The sequence below is a fragment of the Nocardioides sp. JQ2195 genome (assembly GCF_012272695.1).
Taxonomy (GTDB): domain Bacteria; phylum Actinomycetota; class Actinomycetes; order Propionibacteriales; family Nocardioidaceae; genus Nocardioides.
Genome location: NZ_CP050902.1, coordinates 677919 through 701462 on the forward strand (window position 1 = coordinate 677919; position 23544 = coordinate 701462).

Below are 23544 nucleotides of genomic sequence, written 5' to 3' on the forward strand. Positions count from 1 at the left end.
GGGCCGTTGGGGCAGCGGACGGATCGGCGTGCGACAACGGCGGGGATGAGACTTCGACCGATCACGCTCCTTGCCGGCATCCTGGGCGTCGGGACCGCCGGCTTCCTCGTGGGCTCGCACCAGCTCCTGCGCCACCAGGCCGCCCAGGCCCGCGCGGTGATCGGCAAGCCGCTCGGTGAGGACGCCCTCGACGCCGACCGCACCTTCAAGAAGAGGTACGGCGACCCGATCCACCTGCTGGTCGTCGGGGACTCGATCGCGGCCGGTCTCGGAGCGGAGCTGCCGAGCCACACGCCGGGAGCCCGGCTGGCGAAGTACGTCGCCAAGGCCACCCAGCGCTCGGTCCGGCTGCGCACCGTGGCCCGGGTCGGTTCGGAGAGCTCGATGCTCGAGGCCCAGCTGGCCACGCTGGAGCCGTCCTACCGGGCCGACGTGGCCGTGGTGATCGTCGGTGGCAACGACGTCACCCATCGCGTGCCGACGGGTGAGTCGGTGGCGCACCTCGAGGTGTGCGTCACGACGTTGCAGGAGCGGGGCGCGGCGGTCGTGGTCGGCACCTGTCCCGACCTGGGGATGGTGCGACCGGTTCCGCAGCCCCTGCGTGCGCTGGGCTCGCGCGCGTCGCGGCAGCTGGCGACGGCACAGCGAGAGGCGGCACTCGCCCTCGGGGCTCGCGCGGTGTCGCTGGCCGACGTGGTGGGTCCGTTCTTCATCACGAATCCCGACGAGATGTTCAGCCTCGACCGCTTCCACCCCTCGTCCCTGGGCTACAAGCGCACCGCGAAGGCGGTCCTGCCGTCGGTGCTGGCGGCGCTCGGGGTGGCCGAGCGGGTCCCGTTCGGCCACCATGTCCCACCGCCGTCGTCCGGTCTCACCGACCCGGCTGGGTGACCTCGACGACACCGTGCGCGCCACGCTCGGCGTCGACCATCACGTGGGATACGAACGGATAGTGCCCGGCCTCGGGGAACTCCAGCTCGACGAAACCTCCTTGCGAGGGCAGCAGCCCGAGCGTCTGGCTCCCGCCCGTGCCGCGGCGCAGCAGGTAGTCACCCTCGGCGTACGCCGTGTCGAACTGCCCGCCGACGACGTGGAAGGCGCTGCTCCGGTTGGGGCCGGCGTCGAGCGCCCAGATTCGCACGCGTTCACCGACGTCCACGCGCAACGGGTCGTGGTCGTACTGGTCGGCGTAGCCGTTGAACACGACGAGGTCGGGCGCCTCGGCGTTCACCTTGTCGATGTCGACCGGCCCGCCCTCGGCGCCCAGGTAGAGCTCGGACTGCACCAGCAGGAACGAGCGGTCCACGGGCGCGAGTCCGTCGGGCTCGATCACCACCGCTCCGAAGAGGCCGTTGGCGATGTGGGCGGCCATCGGCATCGTGGAGCAGTGGTACATCCAGATCCCGGCCCTGCGCGCGGTGAACCGGTAGGTCAGGCGGGCGCCGGGCGCGATCGTGCGCATCGGTCGGTCCGGGGCGAGCGATCCGGCATGGAAGTCGATAGAGTGCCCGATCGTCCCGTCGTTGACCAGGGTGACCACGAAGGTGTCGCCGACCCGGCCGTGCAGCACCGGGCCGGGTGCGGTCCCGTCATAGGTCCACAGCGTCTGGGTGACGCCGGGAGCGACCTCGACCTGCGCATCACGGATGTGGAACGTGTGCCGGTGCACGGTCTCGCCGGTGAGCGGCGGCAGCACCGGGTCGCGGGCGACGAAGCCCGTGCCCGGGACGGCATGCGGGTCCAGCGGTGCGGGCTGGCCCGTCGAACCGCCGGCGCCCGCCGAACCGCCGGCGCCCGCCGGACCGTGGTGGGCGCCGGCGCCCGGTCCCGCGTTGTCCTTCGTGCCGCCCGGCTCCGTGCCGCCCGGCTCCGTGGACTCACCGGTCTCCGCGGTGGCCCCCACGGCGACGATCCGCAAGGTCATCCCCATCTGGCGGTGCCCGATCACCGAGCACCAGCCCGCCACGTCACGTCCCACGACCGCGACCTCGACGCGAGCGCTCTCGCCGGGCGCGAGGCGGCCGCTGTCGGTGCCGTCGTCCAGCACCAGGTCGTGGACCTCGCTCGCATCGGTGTTGGTCAGGTCGATCACCAGGCGGTCCCCGGCGGGCACCTCGATGGTGGCAGGGGTGAACCGCATGTCGTGCGCCTCGACCTCGACGACGGTCGTCTCACCGGTGGCGACCACGCCCGCCGCCGCTGAGGGGCCGGCAGCCGCGAGTTCCCCGTCGGCGACGATGCCGCCCACGGTGGCGACCAGGACAGTGACCAGGCCGAGCGCCAGGGCGGTGCCCGGCGGTGGGCCGGTGACGGGAGTGGGCGCGACCGTGCCGGTGCCCTGACCGCGGCCCGCCACCGGGTCGGCCGGGGTGCGGCGTACGGCCAGCGAGGACCGGATCGCCAGCGCCAGCAGGGGAAGGAACGAGGCAAGCACCAACAGCGCCAGACCCGAGCAGGCGACGCGCACGGCGGGTGGGACGGGCAGCACGCAGGCCAGCAGCGATCCGTTGAGCACCGTGGCCCGGAAGATCCCGGCACGGCCCAGGACGTTCGTCGCGGCAGCAACGGAGCGCGGCCCTCCGCCCAGTGCCACCGGGATCAGGTAGGAGAGCGCGCCGAGCAGGATCTGTGCCCCGAAGCCGGCGGCCAGGAAGGGCGTGAACCAGGTGAAGCGACCCCCGGCGACCGCCCACGACTCGGTGGTGGCGAACGCGACGACGAGGGCGACCAGTGACCCGGCCAACCAGCAGAGCGCGCCCAGCGCCGAGACAGCGGGGAAGGTGGACGGCGGGCGCTGGCGGGCGACTCGGACGAATCCCGGGGCCAGGAGCAGCAGGCCGGCAAGGTAGGTGGCCAGACCGACCGCGCTGACGCGCGGCAGGCCGGCCAGGGCGCCGGCGAGGGTGACGGCAGTCCCGAGCAGCATCACCGGGAGCACCCGGGCGGCCACCCGCTCGGCGTCGTCGGCCATCCGGGTGCGCAGCATGGTCGGCCACAAGGTGATCAGCGTCCCGGTGACGGTGAACCCGATCCAGCCGAGCAGGTTCACCGCGGCGTGGGCGACCAGCAACCGCTCGTGCCACGGATCGGTCTGGGTCCGGGCAAGCAGCACGCCGATCACGATGCCGACCGGGAGCAGGGCAGCAGCGGCCAGGTAGAAGCGCACCACGATCCCGAAGCGCGGGGCCAGCGACGAGCGCAGTGCCTGCTGCAACGAGGCTCCGTGGCAGGCCACCGCGGCCAGCACTGCTGCCCCGCCGACCAGGGTCACCGGCCACCAACCGCCGACCACGCCGACCAGGACCGTGAGCACCCCCAGGTCGAGGAGCGAGAGGCGACGGTTCTGCAGGGTGCGATCGGTCGAGGTGCGCAGCAGCGTGTCGGTGAACCAGCGGCTCCACACCAGGATGGAGTGGGTCACCGCGCCGAGCAGCGTGAGGTGGATCAGCAGCCATCGCGGCGCCGGGATCCAGGTGTGGGCCAGGGCCACCACCAGTGCAGCCACCAACCAGAGCACCACGGGCAGGTCACGCATCGGCCAGAACCCGCGGCCGTTGGCGGATCGTTGCGGGGACCCTGCGGTCGACCCGAGGGCGGGATTCATGCCGGTGTCGGGTCCGTGACGGTGGGCAGGGTGAGCTGGCAGGCGCCGGGTTCGGCGAACGGCTCCAGCTCGGCCCCGTCGGCGTCGTGCCCGAGCTCGGCGTAGGCGCCCCGGACGATGCCGAGGTGGACCCCGCACACGACGTCCTGCTGGCGGTGGGCGGCCTCGAGGAGCGGGCACCGCGTCAGGCGCACCTCGCGCGGGTCCTCGGCTCCGGACTCGGGTGCGAAGCCCAGGTCGTCCAGGAGGGCGAGCACGCCCTCGCGCGCGGCCGCCTCTGAAGCGGCGACCATCCCGCGATCGCGGGTGAGCTGCCGGCCCCAGGAGGTGCCGGCGTCGGTGCCTGCTCGGGCCGGGTCGGTGCTCGTCTCGGCCAGGCTGGTGGCCAGGACCGAGGCGAGGGCGGCGTACTCGTTGCCGGCCTGGCCGACCGGGCCGGTCGTCTCGTAGAGCCAGGCGGGGCGGCCGCGCCCCTGTGGCAGGGCCCGCTCGCGGCGGACGAAGCCGTGCGCGACCAAGGCCTTGAGGTGCTCGCGGACCGTGTTCTGGTGCAGTCCGGAGAGCTTGACGAGGGCGGCCAGGGTGGTCGGCTCGGGCTGGTCGCGCAGCATCTCGAGGACGGCTCGTCGCGAGGTCGACATGGGTCGTCGAGGCAGCCCGGGACCGGGTCCCGCGAGTGAATTATTTTTCACGGAATGGAGTGTAGTAAATTGATCGCGTGATCACCAGGCGGTGGTCCACGAGACCCGAGGAGCACGAGATGGAAGACGTGGTTCTGGCTTCGACGGAAGCCGATGCGCAGGCGGCCGAGCAGCTGGTGACACACCATGCGGAGATCGACGCGACGCTGGCGCTCAAGGTCGACCTGGTCACGACCGGCGCCAGGTCGGGGCAGCACGAGGCCGCCGTGGCCGCACGGAAGGCGCTCCTGGACTGGTGTCGCACGACCCTGGTGCCGCACGTCATGGCCGCGGAGGCGACGCTGTGCCGGGCGGCCGCCGGGATCCCGGCCGGGCGCCTGCTTGTCGAGGCGATGGTGGTGGAGCACCGGGTCATCCGCGACATCGTCGGCCAGGTCGAGGAGTCCGACGACGTGCTCGACACGATGGTCCTCGCGCACTCCCTGCGTCAGCTCTTCGCGGTCCACCTGAGCAAGGTCAACGACCAGCTGCTGCCACTGGTGGTCCGCGACCCCGACGTCCCGGTCGACGAGCTCCTCGAGGAGCTCCGGGGAGAGGCCGCGACGCTCGCCGAGCAGGCGAGTGAGGCCGACGACGGATACGGCCACCCGGTGCACGACGAGGCCGCGTGCTCCTGCAACGAGCGCGACACCTCGGCATTCCCCGAGCTCGACGCGCGTGCGGTTCCCCATGCGATCCGTCACGCGACGGTCTTCGGTGCGCTGGACGCCGTACGGCCGGGGAAGGCTCTGGTCCTCCTGGCACCCCACGACCCGATCCCGCTGCTGCGCCAGCTCGAGGGGCGCCAGCCCGGTGTCTTCGAGGTGGAGTACCTGCAGCGCGGCCCCGAGGCGTGGCGGCTCCTGGTGACGCGCAGGCCCGCCTGACCTTCGGCCCCTCTTCGACGGGACTTTCGGCCCCGACTGCCCTGAACGGTTGTCCTATCCGGCGAATGCCGACATGGTGGTGCTCGGGAGGTGGCGAAATTGGTCGCGAGTCGAGAATCGGGTCTCACACCTGGCTCCCCGAGCGGGGGTGGCGCTCCGTCAGGATCGCCCATGCTCATGCTGGTCGTGGCCACCCTCGGCTTCGCCGTCAACTTCTGGGCGTGGGCACTGCTCAGCCCCCTCGGCCCGAAGTTCCGTGACACGGGCCAGGTCGGCTCGCTGACCGAGTCGGACGTCGCGCTGATGGTCGCCGTGCCGGTGCTGGTCGGCTCCATCGGTCGCATCGTCGTCGGTGCGCTGACCGACAGGTACGGCGGCCGGGTGATGTTCCCGCTGGTCTCGCTGATCACGGTCCTGCCGGTGCTGTTCCTGGCGTTCGTCGCGCTCGACTCCTTCGCCCTGATCCTGCTCGGTGGCTTCTTCCTCGGCATCGCCGGCACCACGTTCGCGATCGGTGTCCCGTTCGTGAACGCGTGGTTCCCGCCCGAGCGACGGGGTCTCGCCACCGGCATCTTCGGTGCCGGCATGGGCGGCACCGCGATCAGCGCCCTGACCACCGTGCAGATCTGGGACGGGCTCGGCCACCGGGCACCGTTCCTGTTCGCGGCCGCGGCCCTGGTCGCCTACGCGCTGCTGTCCTGGTTCGTGCTGCGCGACGCGCCGGGACGCCAGGTCCCCACCACCAGCATGCTGACCCGGCTGCGGGCCAACGCCGCCCTGCCGATCGCCTGGCAGGCCGGCATCCTCTACGCCGTCTCGTTCGGCGGGTACGTCGCGTTCTCCGTCTACCTCCCGGCCTACCTGAAGACGGGGCACGGCCTGACCGCCGCCGACGCCAGCACCCGGATGGCGGGCTTCGTCGTCCTGGCCGTGATCATGCGCCCGGTGGGTGGCTGGTTGTGCGACAAGCTGCCCACGGTCCAGGTGCTCGCCGCGACGTACGCCGTCGTGACGGTCTGCGCGGGCGTCGCCGCGACCCACCCGCCCCTCGACATCCGCGGCACCAGCGCGTTCCTCCTGATGGCAGCCGCCCTCGGGGCCGGGAGCGGAGCCACGTTCGCGCTGATCGCCCAGGTCACCGAGCCGGCCCGCGTGGGTGGCGTCACCGGACTCGTCGGCGCCGCCGGCGGGCTCGGCGGCTTCGTCCCGCCGCTGTTGATGGGCTACGTCTACGGCCGCACCGACTCCTACGCGATCGGCCTGGTGCTGCTCGCGGTGACCGCGGCGCTGACCCTGGTCCTCACTCTCACGATCGTCCGACGCACCACCACTCAGGAGGCAATCCCGTGACCACGGACCCCGGACTGGACAACCCGCTGACCCACGCTCTCGTGGGCACCCGACGGTTCTTCACCAAGGGCACAGTCAGCTCCGACCGTCGCACGATCCAGCTCAAGGGTGGGCGCGACTCGGACTCGTTCTACCGCGACCGGTGGAGCCACGACAAGGTGGTCCGTTCCACGCACGGGGTGAACTGCACCGGCTCGTGCTCGTGGAAGGTCTACGTCAAGAACGGGATCATCACCTGGGAGACCCAGCAGACCGACTATCCCTCGACGGGCGCCGACCGCCCCGAGTACGAACCCCGAGGTTGCCCGCGCGGTGCCGCCTTCTCCTGGTACACCTACTCGCCGACCCGGGTCCGCTATCCCTACGTGCGCGGAACGCTCCTCCAGATGTTCCGTGAGGCCAAGTCGCAGCACGGTGGCGACCCGGTCAGGGCGTGGGCACACATCGTCGAGAACCCGCAGCGAGCCGCGGCGTACAAGAAGGCCCGGGGCAAGGGCGGGCTGGTCCGCGCGACGTGGGACGAGGCGGTCGAGATCGTCGCGGCGGCCCACGTGCACACGATCGACAAGTGGGGCCCCGACCGGGTGGCCGGCTTCTCGCCGATCCCGGCGATGTCGATGGTCTCCCACGCCTCGGGTGCCCGCTTCATGCACCTCATCGGCGGCTCGATGCTGAGCTTCTACGACTGGTACGCCGACCTGCCGGTCGCCTCGCCACAAGTCTTCGGCGACCAGACCGACGTGCCCGAGTCGGGGGACTGGTGGGACGCCGGCTACCTGGTCATGTGGGGATCCAACGTCCCGGTGACCCGCACCCCCGACGCGCACTGGATGACCGAGGCCCGCTACCGCGGCCAGAAGGTCGTCGCGATCTCGCCCGACTACGCCGACAACGTGAAGTTCGCCGACGACTGGCTGGCCGTCAACCCGGGCACCGACGCGGCGCTCGCGCTGTCGATGGGCCACGTGATCCTCAAGGAGTTCTTCCTCGAGCGGCAGGTGCCCTACTTCTCCGACTACGTGAAGCGGTTCAGCGACCTGCCGTTCCTGGTCAGGATCGAGGACGGCAGGCCGGGCAAGTTCCTCACCGCCGAGGACCTCGAGGAGACCGCCGGCCAGGAGAACGCCGCCTTCCGCACCGTGCTCCTCGACTCCGCCACCAACCAGCCGGTCGTGCCGAACGGTTCCCTCGGCCACCGCTACGGCGCCGACGGTGAGGGCAGGTGGAACCTCGACCTCGACGGCGTCGACCCGGCGCTCCGACTCACCGGGGAGGGCACGGAGCAGGTCGAGGTCGAGCTGCCCCGCTTCGGCGAGATCGACGGCCAGCCGACCCGCACCACGGCCACCCTGAACGCCCGCCGGGTCGGTGGCCACCTCGTCACCACGGTCTTCGAGATGATGCTGGCGCAGTTCGCCGACTACACCCCGGAGTGGCAGGAGCCGATCACGGGCGTGCCGGCAGCTGCTGCTGCTCGGATCGGACGTGAGTTCGCCCAGAACGCCGAGGAGTCCAACGGGCGATCGATGATCCTGATGGGAGCCGGCACCAACCACTGGTTCCACTCCGACACGATCTATCGCGCCTTCCTCACGCTGACCACGCTGACCGGCTGCCAAGGCGTCAACGGTGGCGGCTGGGCGCACTACGTCGGGCAGGAGAAGGTGCGTCCGCTCACCGGCTACAACCAGGTGGCCAACGCCCTCGACTGGGGTCGACCGCCACGCAACATGAACCAGACGGCCTACTGGTACCTGCACACCGACCAGTTCCGCTACGACCAGTTCGGCGCCGACACCCTCTCGGCCACCACCGGGCAGGGACAGCTCGCGGGTCTCTCCACCGCCGACGTGATCGCCAAGACCGCCCGGATGGGCTGGTCACCGTCCTACCCGACCTTCGACCGCAACCCGCTGGCCATCACCGACGAGGCGGCCGCGGCCGGGAAACCGGTCGCCGAGCACATCGTCACGGAGCTGAAGGAGGGACGCCTCGGCTTCGCGGGGGAGGACCCCGACGCCCCGGAGAACTTTCCGAGGATCCTCTCGATCTGGCGCGCCAACCTGCTCGGATCCTCCTCCAAGGGCAACGAGTACTTCCTCAAGCACCTGCTCGGCACCGACTCCTCGGTGCGCGCGGAGGAGACCCCGGAAGGCGTGCGACCGCGTGACGTGACGTGGAAGGAGAAGGCCCCCGAGGGCAAGCTCGACCTGCTGCTCACCCTCGACTTCCGGCAGACCTCGACGACGCTCTTCTCCGACGTCGTGCTCCCGGCCGCCACCTGGTACGAGAAGCACGACCTCTCCACCACCGACATGCACCCGTTCGTGAACTCCTTCAACCCGGCGATCTCGCCGCCGTGGCAGACCCGCACCGACTGGGAGATCTGGAAGACGGTCGCCGCGAGGTTCAGCGAGCTCGCGGCCGAGCGACTCGGCGTACGCCGTGACGTGGTGGCGGTGCCGCTGTCGCACGACACCCCCGACGCGATGGCCAACCCGCACGGAGTGGTCCGCGACTGGCGTGAGGGCGAGTGCGAGCCGGTGCCCGGGGTGAGCATGCCGAAGCTGGTGGAGGTCGAGCGCGACTACGGAGCGATCCACGCGAAGATGACCTCGCTCGGTCCGCTGGCCAGCAAGCTCGGTGCCACCACCAAGGGGATCACCTTCGACCTGACCCGTTCGATCGACTACCTCAGGGCGAAGAACGGCGCCGTGCGCGGTGGGCCGGGGGACGGCCGACCGGCGCTGCTGACCGACGTCCACATGTGTGAGGCGATCCTGGCCATGTCCGGCACCACCAACGGCCACCTGGCCACCGAGGGCTTCAAGCAGCTGGAGAAGCGCGTGGGCAAGCAGCTGCACGACCTGGCCGCCGAGCACGAGGGCAAGCAGGTCACCTTCGCCGACACCCAGGCCGCGCCCGCGCCGGTGATCACCTCGCCGGAGTGGTCCGGCTCGGAGTCGGGCGGACGCCGCTACTCACCGTTCACGGTCAACATCGAGCGGCTCAAGCCGTTCCACACCCTCACCGGACGGCAGCACTTCTACCTCGACCACGACTGGATGCTGGAGCTCGGGGAGGGCCTCCCGGTCTATCGACCACCGCTGAACATGGCCGCCCTGTTCGACGAACCCGCGATCGGCGACGTCGCCGACGCCGGCGGGGCGCGGGTCGAGGGGGTGACGGTGCGCTACCTGACCCCGCACAACAAGTGGTCGATCCACTCCGAGTACCAGGACAACCTGTTCATGCTCTCGCTCTCGCGGGGTGGCCAGTCGATCTGGATGAGCGAGGCCGACGCGGCCAAGGTCGGGGTCAAGGACAACGACTGGATCGAGGCGGTCAACCGCAACGGCGTGGTCGCCGCGCGCGCGATCGTCAGCCACCGGATGCCGGAGGGAACGGTCTACATGCACCACGCGCAGGACCGGCTGATCGACGTGCCGATCACGGAGACCTCCGGCAAGCGGGGCGGCATCCACAACTCGCTGACCAGGTTGCTGATCAAGCCCAGTCACCTGATCGGCGGCTACGCCCAGCTGTCCTGGGCGTTCAACTACATCGGACCGACCGGCAACCAGCGAGACGAGGTGACCGTGATCCGCAAGCGGTCGCAGGAGGTTCAGTACTGATGAAGGTCATGGCGCAGATGGCGATGGTGATGAACCTCGACAAGTGCATCGGGTGCCACACCTGCTCGGTGACCTGCAAGCAGGCCTGGACGAACCGGGCCGGCACCGAGTACGTGTGGTTCAACAACGTCGAGACCCGGCCCGGGCAGGGCTACCCGCGCCGCTACGAGGACCAGGAGACCTGGAAGGGCGGCTGGACCCTCAACAAGCGCGGCAAGCTGACCCTCAAGAGCGGCAACCGGGTCAAGAAGCTGTTCACCATCTTCAGCAACCCGAAGATGCCCTCCATCGAGGACTACTACGAGCCGTGGACCTACGACTACGCCACGTTGACCGATGCCCCGGCCCAGGAGCACACCCCGGTCGCCCGGCCCAAGTCGTTGCTCACCGGCAAGAACATGACGATCAAGTGGTCGGCCAACTGGGACGACAACCTCGGTGGTTCCGAGGAGACCTGGGCCAACGATCCCGTCCTGTCCAAGGTCTCGGGAGAGGTGAAGCGCTCCCTGGAGGAGACCTTCATGTTCTACCTCCCGCGCATCTGCGAGCACTGTCTCAACCCCTCGTGCGTGGCGTCGTGCCCCAGCGGCGCGATCTACAAGCGCAGCGAGGACGGCATCGTCCTGGTCGACCAGGACAAGTGCCGCGGTTGGCGGATGTGCATCTCGGGCTGCCCCTACAAGAAGATGTACTTCAACCACCGCACCGGCAAGGCCGAGAAGTGCACGTTCTGCTACCCGCGGATCGAGGTGGGCCTGCCGACGGTCTGCTCGGAGACCTGCGTCGGTCGGCTGCGCTACCTCGGCCTCGTCCTCTACGACGCGGACGCGGTTCTCGAGGCCGCGGCCACGGAGGACGACAAGGACCTCTACGAGGCGCAGCGTTCGGTGCTGCTCGACCCGAACGACCCCGAGGTGGTGAAGGCAGCCGAGCGCGACGGCATCCCGTTCGACTGGATCCAGGCCGCGCAGAAGTCACCGATCCACGCGCTGATCAACGTCTTCAAGGTGGCGCTCCCGCTGCACCCGGAGTACCGCACGATGCCGATGGTCTGGTACATCCCGCCGCTGTCGCCGGTCATCGACGTGGTCAAGGAGACCGGCGAGGACGCCGAGGACGACACCAACCTGTTCGCCGCGATCGACGCCCTGCGGATCCCGGTCGAGTACCTCGCCGAGCTGTTCACCGCCGGCGACACCACCGTCGTGGACGCCGTGCTGAAGAAGCTGGCGGCGATGCGCTCCTACATGCGCGACATCAACATGGGCCGTGAGCCCAATGCCGCCATACCTGAGGCGGTCGGGATGGGCGAGGAGGAGATGTACGACATGTACCGCCTGCTCGCGCTGGCCAAGTACGACGAGCGCTACGTGATCCCGGCGGCACACGTGGAGCAGGCCCACTCGCTGGAGGAGCTCGCCACCGAGTGCTCGCTCGACTTCGAGGGCGGGCCGGGGATGGGCGGCTCCGGTCCGTTCGGTGAGGGTTCCGGCTCACAGGTGGTCCCGGTCGCGGTGGAGAACTTCGCCGTCCTCCAGGACCGGCAGACCAGTGACTCGGTGGCGTCCCCACCGGACAAGCACAGCAGGATCAACCTGTTGAACTGGGACGGCAAGGGCACCCCGAGTGGGCTCTTCCCGCCGCGTGACGAGGACGAGTCATGAAGCTCTGGAAGCGCCAGCCGCGGCTGGAGGACGACGCGGTGCGCGCGACGTGGCAGTGCGTCTCGCTCCTCCTGGACTACCCCGCCGACGACGTCGAGGCCGTCCGCCACACGGTCCCGCACCTGCCCGACCCGGTGCGGGAACCGTTGGAGACGTTCCTGGCGCACCGGGACGGTACCCCGATCGTGGAGCTGCGCGCCGACTACGTCGAGACCTTCGACACCCGGCGTCGCGGCAACCTGTTCCTGACCTACTTCGTGCACGGTGACACCCGTCAACGGGGGATGGCGCTGCTCAGGTTCAAGGACACCTACGAGGCCGCCGGCGTCGACCTCGACCCGGGGGAGCTGCCCGACCACCTGTGCGTCGTGCTCGAGTTCGCCGGCACGGTCGACCTCGAGAGCGGTCGTGCGCTGCTGCTTGACCACCGTGCCGGGTTCGAGGTCCTGCGACTCCACCTGCGCACCGCGGGTTCGCCCTGGGTGAGCCTGCTCGACGCCGTCGCCGAGACGCTGCCGACCCTGGCCGGCGACGAGGAGGAGGCGATCCGCCGGCTGGTGGCGGCGGGACCCCCGAAGGAGGAGGTCGGCCTGACGCCGTACGGCACGCCGTCGTTCGACGCGGCGCTGATGGAACGCACCTCCGGCGGTCCGGTCGACCTGCCGATGCCGACGGTGCCGATCGGGTCGCAAGGATCAGGGTCGACCGCTTCGACGTGGAGGAGTGCCTGAGATGGACGAGTTGCTCTGGGTGATCATTCCGTACGTGTGCCTGACGACCTTCGTGCTGGGGCACGTCTGGCGCTACAACTACGACAAGTTCGGGTGGACCACCCGATCCTCGCAGCTCTACGAGAAGCGCCTCCTGCGCTGGGGAAGTCCGTTGTTCCACTTCGGCATGATCGGGGTCTTCTTCGGCCACGTCATGGGGCTCGGCATCCCGCAGTCGTGGACCGATGCGGTCGGCATCAGCGACGAGGTCTACCACGCGTTCGCCGTCGGGGGTGGCGTGCTCGCCGGTGCCGCCACCCTGGCCGGGTTGGCGATCCTGGTCTACCGACGTCGCACGGTCGGCCCGGTCTTCTCCGCGACGACCGTGATGGACAAGGTGATGTACGCCGTCCTGGCGATCGTGATCCTGCTCGGCATCTGGAACACGATCGCCGGCGGGATCCTCAACCTCGGCGGCCACTACAACTACCGCGAAGGCGTCTCGGTCTGGTTCCGCGGCATCTTCCGCTTCGACCTGCACCCGGGCCTGATGGGCGAGGCACCCATCGGATTCCAGATCCACGGGATGGCGGCGATGCTGCTGTTCGCGCTGTGGCCGTTCACCCGCCTGGTGCACGTCTTCAGTGCTCCGCTGGGCTACCTCACCCGCCCCTACATCGTCTATCGCTCCCGCGACGCCCATGCCGGTGCCCGGGCGCCGCAGCGCGGGTGGGATCCCGCCGACCGGGGCGCGGACCGACATGTGTGAGCACTGCGGCTGCCGTGGGGTGCCTCCGATCGCGGAGCTGATGGACGAGCACTACGCGCTGCTCGACGACGCCCACGAAGTACGCCGCGCGCTCGGGGCGGGCGACCGGGCCGGTGCGAGCCGGCTGATGGAGCGCCTCGTGGCGCACCTCGACGTCCACGTCCGGCGCGAGGAACGAGGAATCTTCACCGCCATGCGAAGCCAGGGGGAGTTCGTCGAGGAGGTCCAGCAGCTCGAGGGCGAGCACCGCTCCCTCGACGCCGCCATCGGCGGCCTGGACCCGGAGGACCCGGGATTCGACGACGTGGTCTCCGAGCTGTTCCGCGAGCTGTCCGAGCACATCGACCGCGAGAACCTCGGCATCTTCCCGGTCTCCGTGGTCACGCTCGGTGCCTCGGGCTGGGAGCTGGTGCAGCAGGCTCGGGACGAGCTTCCGTCCTTCCTTCCGAGCCTCCACGACTGAGTAGGGTGGGTCCATGGAGAGCACATCACTGAAGCAGCTGGTCGACACCCAGATCGAGGCGGCCCGAGCGGCCTCTGCCGGCCGGTCCGCATCGACCGTCCACGGTGGGCGCGAGCACGACCTGCGCCAGACCGTGATCGCCCTGGTGGAGGGCCGCTCGCTCGGCGAGCACGAGTCCCCCGGAGAGGCGACTCTGCAGGTGTTGCGTGGCCAGGTGCGGCTGCACGCCGGCGGGTCGACGTGGGAGGGTGCCGAGGGTGACTACCTGCTGATCCCGCAGGAGCGCCACGACCTCGAGGCGGTCACCGATGCAGCCGTGCTGCTCACCGTGGCCACCCGTGCGAGTTGACCGCCACCCGGATGACCCGTGCGCTCCTGGTGACCTTCTCGTTGCTGCCGGACGGTGAGCACGGAGGCGAGGCCCTGGTCCCTGCCCTCGCCGAGCGGGGCGTCGAGTCCCGTTGGGTGAGCTGGGACGACCCCGAGGTCGACTGGGCCGCCGCCGACGTCATCGCCGTGCGGTCCACCTGGGACTACCACCGCCGCCACGACGACTTCATGGCGTGGGCCCGTCGCGTGGACCAGCTGACCACGCTGCTCAACGGCGCCGCGGTGTTCGAGTGGAACGCCGACAAGTCCTACCTGATCGAGCTCGGCGAGCGGGTGGCCGTCGTACCCACCGGCCTGCTCGACGACAGCAACTTGCGCGGCGGGCTCGAGGCCGCCCTCGACCGCCACAACCCGGCCGTCCTCAAGGGCCGGGTGAGCGCCGCGGGGGTGGGCGTCGTGGTGGTCGAGGCCGCCGACGACCAGCGCCTCTCCGGCCTGACCGTCGGCCCGTGGGTGGTGCAGCCCCTGGTCGAGTCGGTGCGCACCGAGGGGGAGGCGTCCGTCTTCGTGATCGGCGGAGAGGTGGTCTCCCAGGTGAACAAGCTGCCGGGAGACGGTGAGATCCGGGTCCACGAGGAGTACGGCGGTCGCAGCATGCCTGTCCCGATCGTGCCCGAGCACGCCGAGCTCGCCCTGGCGGCAGTCGCGGCCGCCGAGGCGATCACGGGCGCCGGTCTCGACTACGCCCGCGTCGACATGATGCGCCTGGCCGACGGCACGCTGGCCGTGAGCGAGCTCGAGCTGATCGAGCCCGGCCTCTATCTCGACCTGCTCCCCGGCAACGCCGATCCCTTCGCCGACCTCGTCGCGCGAACGGGCAACTCTTGATGCGCGAACGCGCAATTGTTGATGCGCGAACGGGCAATTGTTGATGCGCGAACGGGCATCCTCGACGGTTCGCCCTGCTCGGTCGGCTCTCCGGTCGGTCACCTTCCGGAACGACGTACATTTGCACTCGCCGGGGTCGAGTGCTAAACATGAGGCTGGCACTCTCGTCATGAGAGTGACAACAACGGGACCGGTGAGTTGAGGTCCGAAGCGTCGGCGGGAAGGGTCCGCCGGGTCAGCCGGATCGTCCGTCGCGGGCAGCTCTCCGACTCCGTTCCAACTCTTAGCACCAAGGAATCGCAGGAGTTATGCCGAAGCTGATTGCTTTCAACGAAGAGGCGCGCCGCGGTCTCGAGCGGGGCATGAACACCCTCGCCGACGCCGTCAAGGTGACGCTTGGCCCCAAGGGCCGCAACGTCGTCCTGGAGAAGAAGTGGGGCGCCCCCACGATCACCAACGACGGTGTCTCGATCGCCAAGGAGATCGAGCTCGAGGACCCCTACGAGAAGATCGGGGCCGAGCTCGTCAAGGAGGTCGCCAAGAAGACCGACGACGTCGCCGGTGACGGAACGACCACCGCCACGGTGCTCGCCCAGGCGATGGTCCGAGAGGGCCTGCGCAACGTGGCCGCGGGTGCGAACCCGATGGGTCTCAAGCGTGGCATCGAGACCGCTGTCGCCGCCGTGTCCGAGCAGCTGCTCGGCATGGCCAAGGACATCGAGACCAAGGAGCAGATCGCGTCTGCTGCCACCATCTCCGCCGGTGGCGACACCACCGTCGGTGACGCCATCGCCGAGGCGATGGACAAGGTCGGCAAGGAAGGCGTCATCACCGTCGAGGAGTCGAACACGTTCGGCATCGACCTCGAGCTGACCGAGGGCATGCGGTTCGACAAGGGCTACATCTCGGCCTACTTCGTCACCGACCCCGAGCGCATGGAGACGGTCCTCGAGGACGCCTACGTCCTCATTGCGAACTCCAAGATCTCCAACGTCAAGGACCTGCTCCCGCTGCTCGAGAAGGTCATGCAGTCCGGCAAGCCGCTGCTGATCCTGGCCGAGGACGTCGACGGCGAGGCCCTGTCCACGCTGGTCGTCAACAAGATCCGTGGCACCTTCAAGTCCGTGGCCGTCAAGGCTCCGGGCTTCGGTGACCGCCGCAAGGCCATGCTGCAGGACATCGCGATCCTCACGGGTGGCCAGGTCATCTCCGAGGAGGTCGGCCTCAAGCTCGAGTCGGCTGGCATCGAGCTCCTCGGCCAGGCCCGCAAGGTCGTCATCACCAAGGACGAGACCACCATCGTCGAGGGCTCGGGCGACCAGGCCCAGATCGAGGGCCGGGTCAACCAGATCCGTGCCGAGATCGAGAACTCCGACTCCGACTACGACCGCGAGAAGCTGCAGGAGCGCCTGGCCAAGCTGGCCGGCGGCGTTGCAGTCATCAAGGTCGGCGCGGCCACCGAGGTCGAGCTCAAGGAGCGCAAGCACCGCATCGAGGACGCCGTTCGCAACGCGAAGGCTGCCGTCGAGGAGGGCATCGTCGCCGGCGGTGGCGTGGCGCTGGTCCAGGCCGCCGACCTCGCGTTCGAGAAGATCGAGCTCGAGGGTGACGAGGCCACGGGTGCGAACATCGTGCGCGTCGCCACCGACGCCCCGCTGAAGCAGATCGCGATCAACGCCGGCCTCGAGGGTGGCGTCATCGCGGAGAAGGTCCGCAACCTCGAGTCGGGCCACGGCCTCAACGCGGCCACCGGCGAGTACGTCGACATGATCGCCGAAGGCATCATCGACCCCGCCAAGGTGACCCGCTCGGCCCTGCAGAACGCCGCGTCGATCGCCGCGCTGTTCCTCACCACCGAGGCCGTCGTCGCCGACAAGCCGGAGAAGGCCGCCCCGATGGGCGACCCGACCGGTGGCATGGGCGGCATGGGCGGCATGGACTTCTGATCGGTTCCCGATCGGAGTCCTCGCCACCACGCGAGACAGCTTCACCGAACGGCCCCCGGGATTCGTCCCGGGGGTCGTTCCCCATTTTCCGCGAACGGGCAATTCTTGCTGCGCCAGCGTGCAGTTGTTGTGGCGCGAGCGGGCAGTTCTTGGTGCCTGCCCAAGTCGAACTGCGGCCCGCCTCCTGACGACTGGAGACAAGAACGGGTTGGGCCGACCTCTAGGATCGAGGCCATGCGTAGATCTCTCGTGGCTGTGCCGCTCCTGCTCGTGCTCACCGTGACCGTCGGGTGCGGCGACGACGACAAGGACAGCGACTCGAGCCCGGAGCCGACCACCTCGGCCAGCGCTGCACCGGGTGGGGAGGGGAGTGACGCCCCGAGCGAGGAGCCCTCCGAGGAGCCGACCGCTCAGACCACCCAGCCGGTCACCGGGGAGCAGTTCTGCACCGACACCCAGGAAGCACTGCACGGCAGCTCGTCCGACCAGATCCTGCAACAAGTGGCTCAGGTCGTGGCCGACGGACTTCCCGAGGACATGCCGAAGGATGCGGTCGACGGCATCCAGGTCCTGATCGACATCGCCCCGCAGCTGGACAAGGCATCGACGGCGATCCAGGCCTACACCGACCTGAGCTCGACCCAACGCAGCAACGTGAACTCCCTCGCAGCCTACCTCACCACGACCTGCGGCAAGAACCTGATCGCCGACATCGTGCCGGCGCTCAAGGAACTCCCCAGCGAGCTGAGGTCGCTGCTGCCGAAGGAACTCACCAAGCACTGAGCCCGTCGTCACCGCCCACGACGCACAATGGACTCGTGACCGACCGACTCCTCAACGCCCGCGCCGTCGTGATGCGTGACCTCGAGGCCACCGGGGTCGCCAACCCCGAGATCGTCTCCGTGCTGGAGGACGCAGTCAGCGAGCGACGATGGTGGGCTGAGCAATGGCCCGCAGGGGCGTCGTACGTCGGTGGGCTGGTCGCCCAGGACGTGCAGGACGCGCTCCTCGAGCGAATGGGCCGTTGGCCGGTCTGCCCGCGCTGCGACGCCGCCGTGCACGCGCTCTACATCCACCCCGAGCTCGGCGGCCCCGACCCTGTCTGGGTCTGCGAGGAATCGGGAGCCACGGTGGCGCCGCTCGGCGAACTCGGAGGTTCGGCCATCAACAAGTGACCGTTCGCGCAGCAACAAGTGACCGTTCGCGCAGCAAGAAGTGACCGTTCGCGTCACTAGGGTGAGGGCATGACGGTGCACGGACTGTTGTTGGCTGCAGGCGCAGGTCGCCGGATGGGAACACCGAAGGCGCTGGTCGACGACTGGCTGGAGCGTTCGGTCGAGGGCCTGCGGGCCGGTGGTTGCGACGACGTGACCGTCGTGCTGGGCGCCGAGTCCGAGCGGGCTCGGGCGTTGCTGGTGGACGCTCAGGTCGGCATCGTCGAGGCCGCCGACTGGGCCGACGGGATGGGCGCCTCCCTCCGGGCAGGGCTGGCCGCTGTGGAGGAGGACCCCGCGCGGTGCGACGCGGTCCTCGTCACGCTCGTCGACCTGCCCGACGTGGGGCCCGACGTCGTACGCCGGGTGCTGGCAGGCGCCGCGGGGAAGGACGTCCTGCGCCGGGCGTCGTACGTCGGCCGGCCGGGCCACCCGGTGCTGATCGGTCGCGACCACTGGGGCGGCGTACGAACCGAGGCGACGGGGGACCGCGGTGCTCGCGGCTACCTGGCCACGCACGAGGTCGAGCTCGTCGAGTGCGGCGATCTCGCCACCGGCCACGACGTCGACACCCGGGATACTCCCTAACTTCACGCATGCCGATCGGCGCTTGAGACCTGTCTGACGTTGGGGACTATCGGGGGGCAGTGAGGGGTGGGGTATCGGCGAGGTCCAACCGGGCGCCAACGTGGTGCTGGGTACCCTCGGGAGCATGGGCAACCAACCAGCTCCGGCCGACGTCGAGGAGGTCGAGCGACTCCTCGGCAAGACCGGGTATGTCAGTGACGAGTCGCTGGCCACCGTCGTGTTCCTCGCGCTGCGCATGCAACGCCCGCTGCTGCTCGAGGGAGAGCCCGGCACCGGCAAGACCGCGCTCGCCGAGGCGATCGCCGAGTCGATGGACCTGCCGTTGATCCGGCTCCAGTGCTACGAGGGGATCGACGCCACCCAGGCGCTCTACGACTGGGACTTCCCGCGCCAGATCCTGCACCTGCGAGCGATCGAAGCAGTGGCGGGCAGTGCCGCGGGCCGTTCCGTCCAGGACGCCGAGAAGAGCTTGTACGACGAACGGTTCCTGCTCGCCCGCCCCGTCCTCAAGGCGCTCCGGGAGACCCCGGCGGTCCTGCTGGTCGACGAGGTCGACCGGGCCGACGACGAGTTCGAGGCGTTCCTGCTGGAGGTGCTCTCGACCTATCAGGTGACGATCCCCGAGATCGGCACGGTGAGGGCGGCGACACCGCCGATCGTCGTGCTCACCTCCAACCGCACCCGCGAGCTGCACGACGCGCTGAAGCGGCGCTGCCTCTACCACTGGATCGACCACCCCGGCCTGGAGCGTGAGGTCGAGATCCTCCGTTCGCGCGCACCCGAGGTCAGCGCGGAGCTGGCCCGCCAGGTCGCCACCGTGGTGCAGAGCCTGCGCGGGCGCGACGACCTGCTCAAGCCACCCGGGGTGGCCGAGACACTCGACTGGGCACGGGCCCTGGAGGCCCTCGGCGCCACCGAGCTCGACCTCGCCACGGCATCGGCGACCCTCGGGGCGCTGGTGAAGTACCGCGAGGACGGCGACCGGGTGCGCCAGGCCCTCGACCGGATGATGGCGGTGTGAGCATGCGGCACGAGGCAGACGAGGTGGTGCTCGGGTTCGCCCGGGCCCTGCGCGCTGCCGGTGTGCCCGTCACCCAGGACCGGACCCAGGAGTTCACCCGGGCGGTGGCACTGGTCGGACTGGCGGACCAGCGGGCGACCTACTGGTCGGGGCGGGCCACGCTCTGCTCCTGTCCCGACGACCTGGCTCGCTACGACCAGGTCTTCGAAGCCTGGTTCAACCACCGGGACGGACTGCCGCGCACGGTGCCGTCCGCTGACCCACCGCGGCCGATCGCCTCCGACCTGGCGGAGGGCGACGACGAGGCGGGCGGGGCAGACGACCAGGACGACCAGGACCCGGTGCGCGCGATGGCCAGTCGCACCGAGCGCCTGCGGCACCGCGACGTCGCGGCGATGAGCACCGCCGAGAAACGCCTGCTGTCCTCGCTCTTCTCGGGCATCAACCCCCGGCTGCCCCAGCGGCGGGCCTCGCGCCACCAGCGCTGGCACCGCGGCACCGTCGACGCGCGGCGTACCCTGCGCGACAGCCTGCGCCGCATGGGTGAGCCGGCGGACCTGGCCTGGCGCCGCCGCGGCACCCGTCCGCGGAGGGTGGTGCTGCTGATCGACGTCTCCGGCTCGATGAGTGCGTACGCCGACTCGTTGCTGCGGTTGGCCCACCGGTTCGTGACCGCCGACGACGGGCGCCACGTGGAGGTGTTCACCCTCGGCACCAGGCTCACCCACGTCACGCGCGCCCTGCGGCAGCGCGACCCGGACCGGGCGTTGATCGCCGCCGGTGAGACCGTGCCTGACTGGTCGGGTGGCACCCGCCTCGGTGAGGTGATGCGGGTCTTCCTGGACCGGTGGGGCGCGCGTGGACTGGCCCGCGGCTCGGTGGTCGTGCTGTGCAGCGACGGGTGGGAACGCGGTGACGCCGCCCTGCTCGGCGAGCAGATGGCCCGGCTCCAGCGGCTCGCGCACCGGGTGGTGTGGGTGAACCCCCACCGCGGCAAGGACGGCTACGTGCCGGTGCAGCAGGGCATCGCTGCCGCGTTGCCGCACCTCGATGACTTCCTCGCCGGCCACACGCTGGCGACGTACGACGAGCTGGTGGAGGTGGTGGCGCATGCGTGAGGTGCTCCCGGAGCTGTTGGAGTGGTGGCGGGCCGGCGAGACGGTCGGGATGGGCACCGTGGTCGCGACGTTCCGCTCGGCGCCCCGTCCTGCGGGCGCGTCGATGCTGGTCGGCCCGCAGGGAACCGCGGTCGGATCGGTGTCCGGCGGCTGCGTCGAGGGCGCGGTCTACGAGCTCGCGACCGAGGTCGGCGAGGCCGGCACGCCCGTCCTGCAGCGCTACGGCATCTCGGACGACGACGCGTTCGCGGTCGGCCTGACCTGCGGCGGGATCCTCGACGTCTACGTCGAGAAGGTGAACCAGGAGACCTTCCCCGAGCTGGGTGCGATCGCCGAGGACCTCGAGGCCGGGCGGCCGGTGGCGGTGGCCACCGTCGTCGAGCATCCCGATCCTGCGTGGCTCGGCCGCCGGATGCTGATCCACCCCGGCGAGCAGTCGAGCGTCTCCCTCGGCAGCCGGCGGGCCGACGACGCGGTGCGTGACGACGCGCTCGGCCTGCTCGCCTCGGGGCACAGCGGCACACTCACCTATGGCCCCGACGGGGAACGTCGTGGTGAGGGCATGCGGGTCTTCGTCTGGGCGTTCGCGCCCAAGCCACGCATGCTGGTCTTCGGTGCGATCGACTTCGCCGCCGCCGTGGCCCGGGTCGGCAGCTTCCTCGGCTACCACGTGACGGTCTGCGATGCCCGTCCCGTCTTCGCCACCAACACGCGGTTCCCCGAGGCCGACGAGGTCGTCGTGGACTGGCCGCACCGCTACCTGGCCGCCGAGCAGGAGGGTGGCCGGATCGACAACCGCACCGTGCTCTGCGTGCTCACCCACGACCCCAAGTTCGACGTACCGCTCCTCGAGGTTGCGCTGCGGCTGCCCGAGGTCGGGTACGTCGGGGCGATGGGCTCGCGGCGTACCCACGACGACCGGATGGACCGGTTGAAGGAGGCGGGCCTCACCGCGGAGGAGCTGGACCGGCTCTCCAGCCCGATCGGGCTCGACCTCGGGGCGCGCACGCCGGAGGAGACCGCGATCAGCGTGGCTGCCGAGATCATCTCGTTCACCTGGGGCGGGAGCGGCCAACGCCTGGCCGAGACCGACGGCACCATCCACCACCACGACGCCTGACCGCCCGCCCCCGCCCCCGCCGCCGCTCCGCCCCCGCCCGCCCCCGCCCCGTCCTGCCGCTTCCGAGTAACGCGGTGTCCGTGCCACGTCACGAGCGACCAGTCACCCGTGAGGTGACAGCAGCACCGCACAAGTGCAGGGTCCGGAACGGCTGACGCCTGCCCGTGCCTGGGCTACGGTGGCGACAGACCGCCAGGAGAGCCGATGTCCGTCGATCGCCACGAACTGCACACCCGCAGGCTCGATGCCGTGCGCGCGTGGACGGCCTTCGTCGAGCAGGGCGACCGGGCCGAGCGGTTCGTGCGTCCGGAGATCCTCCACTCGTGGGTGCGTTCTGGCGCCGTGCTCACCCCCGACGTGACCGAGGCTCCGCTGGCCGACGAGTCCGACACCGCCGCCTACTGGGCGGGCTCACCGCTCCAGCGGGCGGTCGAGCAGGTCGAGGACGAGCTGCGGCGTACGGCCGATGACGGCGACCTCGTGCTTGCGGTGACCGACCCGGAGACCCGCATCCTCTGGACGTACGGCGGACGCGTGATGCGACACAAGGCCGAGTCGGTGAACTTCGTGGCCGGGGGCAAGTGGGACGAGTCGAGTGTCGGGACGAACGCGCTCGCCCTCGCGCTGCACACCGGTGCCCCCTCGATGGTGTTCAGCGCCGAGCACTACGCCCCGATCGTGCACAACTGGGTGTGCTGGGCGGCCCCGGTGCACAACCCGGCCACCGGGGAGCAGCTGGGCGTGATCGACCTGTCGACGACGTGGGACCGCTCCCACCCGATCGGCTTGGCGACGGCGCGGATGATGGCGCGGCTGATCGAGTCGGCGATGGCCCAGGTGGTTCCCCGGCAGTCGTCCACGCTGGTCGTGCCCGGCGCCCGGACGTCGTCCGAGTGTGGCCTCGACCTGCGCTTGCTCGGCTCGGCCGACGTGCGCCTCGACGGCGAACGGCTGCTGCTGAACCGTCGCCAGACCGAGATCCTGGCCCTGCTCACCCTCCACCCCGAAGGCCTCAACCTCGACCAGCTGCACGCACTCCTCTACGGCGACCAGTCGATCAGCCCGTCGACGCTCAAGGCCGAGGTCTCCCACCTGCGGCACGCGGTCGGCGGCCAGCTCGCCTCGCGTCCCTACCGGCTGACGCTGCCGGTGCAGACCGACGTCGAGACGGTCGTGTGCTGCCTGCGCCAGGGGCGGGTGCGCGAGGCCGTCGCCGCGTACGGCGGTGACCTGCTCCCCGGCACCGATTCCCCCGGGCTGGGCGAGTACGCCGACTACCTGGCCGTCGCTGTGCGGGAGGCGTTGCTGGGCGATCCGGTCCCCGCAGCCGTGGCCCGCTACACCGAGCTGGCGCCGTACGACACCGAGGTCGTGGAGGCGTGCCTGGCCCGGTTGGGGGAGTCGCCGCACCCCCTGAAGCCCTTGCTCAGGGGACGGCTCGCCGCCGCCTCCCGCTGAGCCATTTCCTCGATAGTCCCCAACGTCTCGCAGGTCCGAACAGCCATTTCACCTGTGAGACGTTGGGGACTATCCGGAATTTGGTGCGTGGCCAACCAT

The 23544-nt window shown here is 70.2% G+C and carries 20 protein-coding genes; 18 read left to right on the forward strand and 2 right to left on the reverse strand.

Features of this window, described 5'->3' with window-relative positions:
• The first annotated feature begins 45 nt into the window (after positions 1-45).
• Entirely contained in the window at positions 46-891 is an 846-nt protein-coding gene (locus tag ncot_RS03185; protein WP_168616304.1) for an SGNH/GDSL hydrolase family protein, read from the forward strand.
• On the opposite strand, the gene ncot_RS03190 is transcribed toward ncot_RS03185, so the two are convergent.
• Together ncot_RS03190 and ncot_RS03195 are read right to left on the reverse strand one after the other, a co-directional pair.
• Positions 872-3535 carry a multicopper oxidase domain-containing protein gene (locus tag ncot_RS03190; protein ID WP_168616305.1) on the reverse strand — a complete coding sequence of 888 codons (2664 nt, stop codon included), beginning with the start codon at positions 3533-3535 and terminating at the stop codon, positions 872-874. The two genes, ncot_RS03185 and ncot_RS03190, sit on opposite strands and share 20 nt — an antisense overlap.
• Positions 3536-3600: 65 nt before the next feature.
• Positions 3601-4245, reverse strand: a complete 645-nt coding sequence (locus ncot_RS03195; RefSeq protein ID WP_168616306.1) for a helix-turn-helix domain-containing protein — start codon at positions 4243-4245, stop codon at positions 3601-3603.
• 119 nt (positions 4246-4364) lie between these two features.
• On the opposite strand from ncot_RS03195, the gene ncot_RS03200 reads away from it, so the two are divergent.
• The 17 genes from ncot_RS03200 (at position 4365) to ncot_RS03280 (ending at position 23445) form a co-directional block, all read left to right on the forward strand.
• Positions 4365-5171: a DUF2249 domain-containing protein gene (locus tag ncot_RS03200; RefSeq protein WP_168616307.1), complete on the forward strand. Its 807-nt coding sequence runs from the start codon at positions 4365-4367 to the stop codon at positions 5169-5171.
• Positions 5172-5342: 171 nt separating this feature from the next.
• Complete coding sequence (locus tag ncot_RS03205) at positions 5343-6521, forward strand: MFS transporter (protein WP_206065126.1); 1179 nt, start codon at positions 5343-5345, stop codon at positions 6519-6521.
• Between the two features lie 14 nt (positions 6522-6535).
• On the forward strand, positions 6536-10156 hold the full coding sequence (locus tag ncot_RS03210; RefSeq protein ID WP_240938157.1) for a nitrate reductase subunit alpha: 3621 nt from the start codon (positions 6536-6538) through the stop codon (positions 10154-10156).
• Positions 10156-11820 carry a nitrate reductase subunit beta gene (gene narH / locus ncot_RS03215; protein ID WP_168616309.1) on the forward strand — a complete coding sequence of 555 codons (1665 nt, stop codon included), beginning with the start codon at positions 10156-10158 and terminating at the stop codon, positions 11818-11820. The genes ncot_RS03210 and narH overlap by 1 nt, the downstream gene beginning before the upstream one ends.
• Positions 11817-12551, forward strand: a complete 735-nt coding sequence (gene narJ / locus ncot_RS03220) for a nitrate reductase molybdenum cofactor assembly chaperone (protein WP_168616310.1) — start codon at positions 11817-11819, stop codon at positions 12549-12551. Before narH ends, narJ begins: the two co-directional genes overlap by 4 nt.
• 1 nt (position 12552) lies before the next feature.
• Positions 12553-13299 carry a respiratory nitrate reductase subunit gamma gene (gene narI, locus ncot_RS03225; RefSeq protein WP_168616311.1) on the forward strand — a complete coding sequence of 249 codons (747 nt, stop codon included), beginning with the start codon at positions 12553-12555 and terminating at the stop codon, positions 13297-13299.
• Positions 13292-13762, forward strand: coding sequence for a hemerythrin domain-containing protein (locus tag ncot_RS03230; RefSeq protein WP_277345787.1), 471 nt, complete (start codon positions 13292-13294; stop codon positions 13760-13762). The genes narI and ncot_RS03230 overlap by 8 nt, the downstream gene beginning before the upstream one ends.
• A 13-nt stretch (positions 13763-13775) precedes the next feature.
• Positions 13776-14111, forward strand: a complete 336-nt coding sequence (locus ncot_RS03235; RefSeq protein WP_168616313.1) for a cupin domain-containing protein — start codon at positions 13776-13778, stop codon at positions 14109-14111.
• An 11-nt stretch (positions 14112-14122) separates the two neighbouring features.
• A complete protein-coding gene (locus ncot_RS03240; RefSeq protein ID WP_168616314.1) occupies positions 14123-14980 on the forward strand; it encodes a hypothetical protein in 858 nt (285 codons plus the stop codon).
• Between the two features lie 308 nt (positions 14981-15288).
• The gene (gene groL, locus ncot_RS03245) at positions 15289-16926 is read left to right on the forward strand and encodes a chaperonin GroEL (protein ID WP_168616315.1); all 1638 of its coding nucleotides are present in this window, start codon (positions 15289-15291) and stop codon (positions 16924-16926) included.
• Positions 16927-17160: 234 nt separating this feature from the next.
• Complete coding sequence (locus ncot_RS03250) at positions 17161-17709, forward strand: hypothetical protein (protein ID WP_168616316.1); 549 nt, start codon at positions 17161-17163, stop codon at positions 17707-17709.
• A 35-nt stretch (positions 17710-17744) separates the two neighbouring features.
• Positions 17745-18101, forward strand: a complete 357-nt coding sequence (locus tag ncot_RS03255) for a hypothetical protein (protein ID WP_240938039.1) — start codon at positions 17745-17747, stop codon at positions 18099-18101.
• A 69-nt stretch (positions 18102-18170) separates the two neighbouring features.
• The gene (locus ncot_RS03260; protein WP_168616317.1) at positions 18171-18728 is read left to right on the forward strand and encodes a nucleotidyltransferase family protein; all 558 of its coding nucleotides are present in this window, start codon (positions 18171-18173) and stop codon (positions 18726-18728) included.
• Positions 18729-18852: 124 nt separating this feature from the next.
• A complete protein-coding gene (locus ncot_RS03265; RefSeq protein WP_168616318.1) occupies positions 18853-19749 on the forward strand; it encodes a MoxR family ATPase in 897 nt (298 codons plus the stop codon).
• A 2-nt stretch (positions 19750-19751) separates the two neighbouring features.
• The gene (locus ncot_RS03270) at positions 19752-20867 is read left to right on the forward strand and encodes a VWA domain-containing protein (protein WP_168619143.1); all 1116 of its coding nucleotides are present in this window, start codon (positions 19752-19754) and stop codon (positions 20865-20867) included.
• Entirely contained in the window at positions 20860-21987 is a 1128-nt protein-coding gene (locus ncot_RS03275) for an XdhC/CoxI family protein (RefSeq protein WP_168616319.1), read from the forward strand. Before ncot_RS03270 ends, ncot_RS03275 begins: the two co-directional genes overlap by 8 nt.
• A 204-nt stretch (positions 21988-22191) precedes the next feature.
• Positions 22192-23445 carry a transcriptional regulator gene (locus ncot_RS03280; RefSeq protein WP_168616320.1) on the forward strand — a complete coding sequence of 418 codons (1254 nt, stop codon included), beginning with the start codon at positions 22192-22194 and terminating at the stop codon, positions 23443-23445.
• Positions 23446-23544 lie beyond the last annotated feature (99 nt).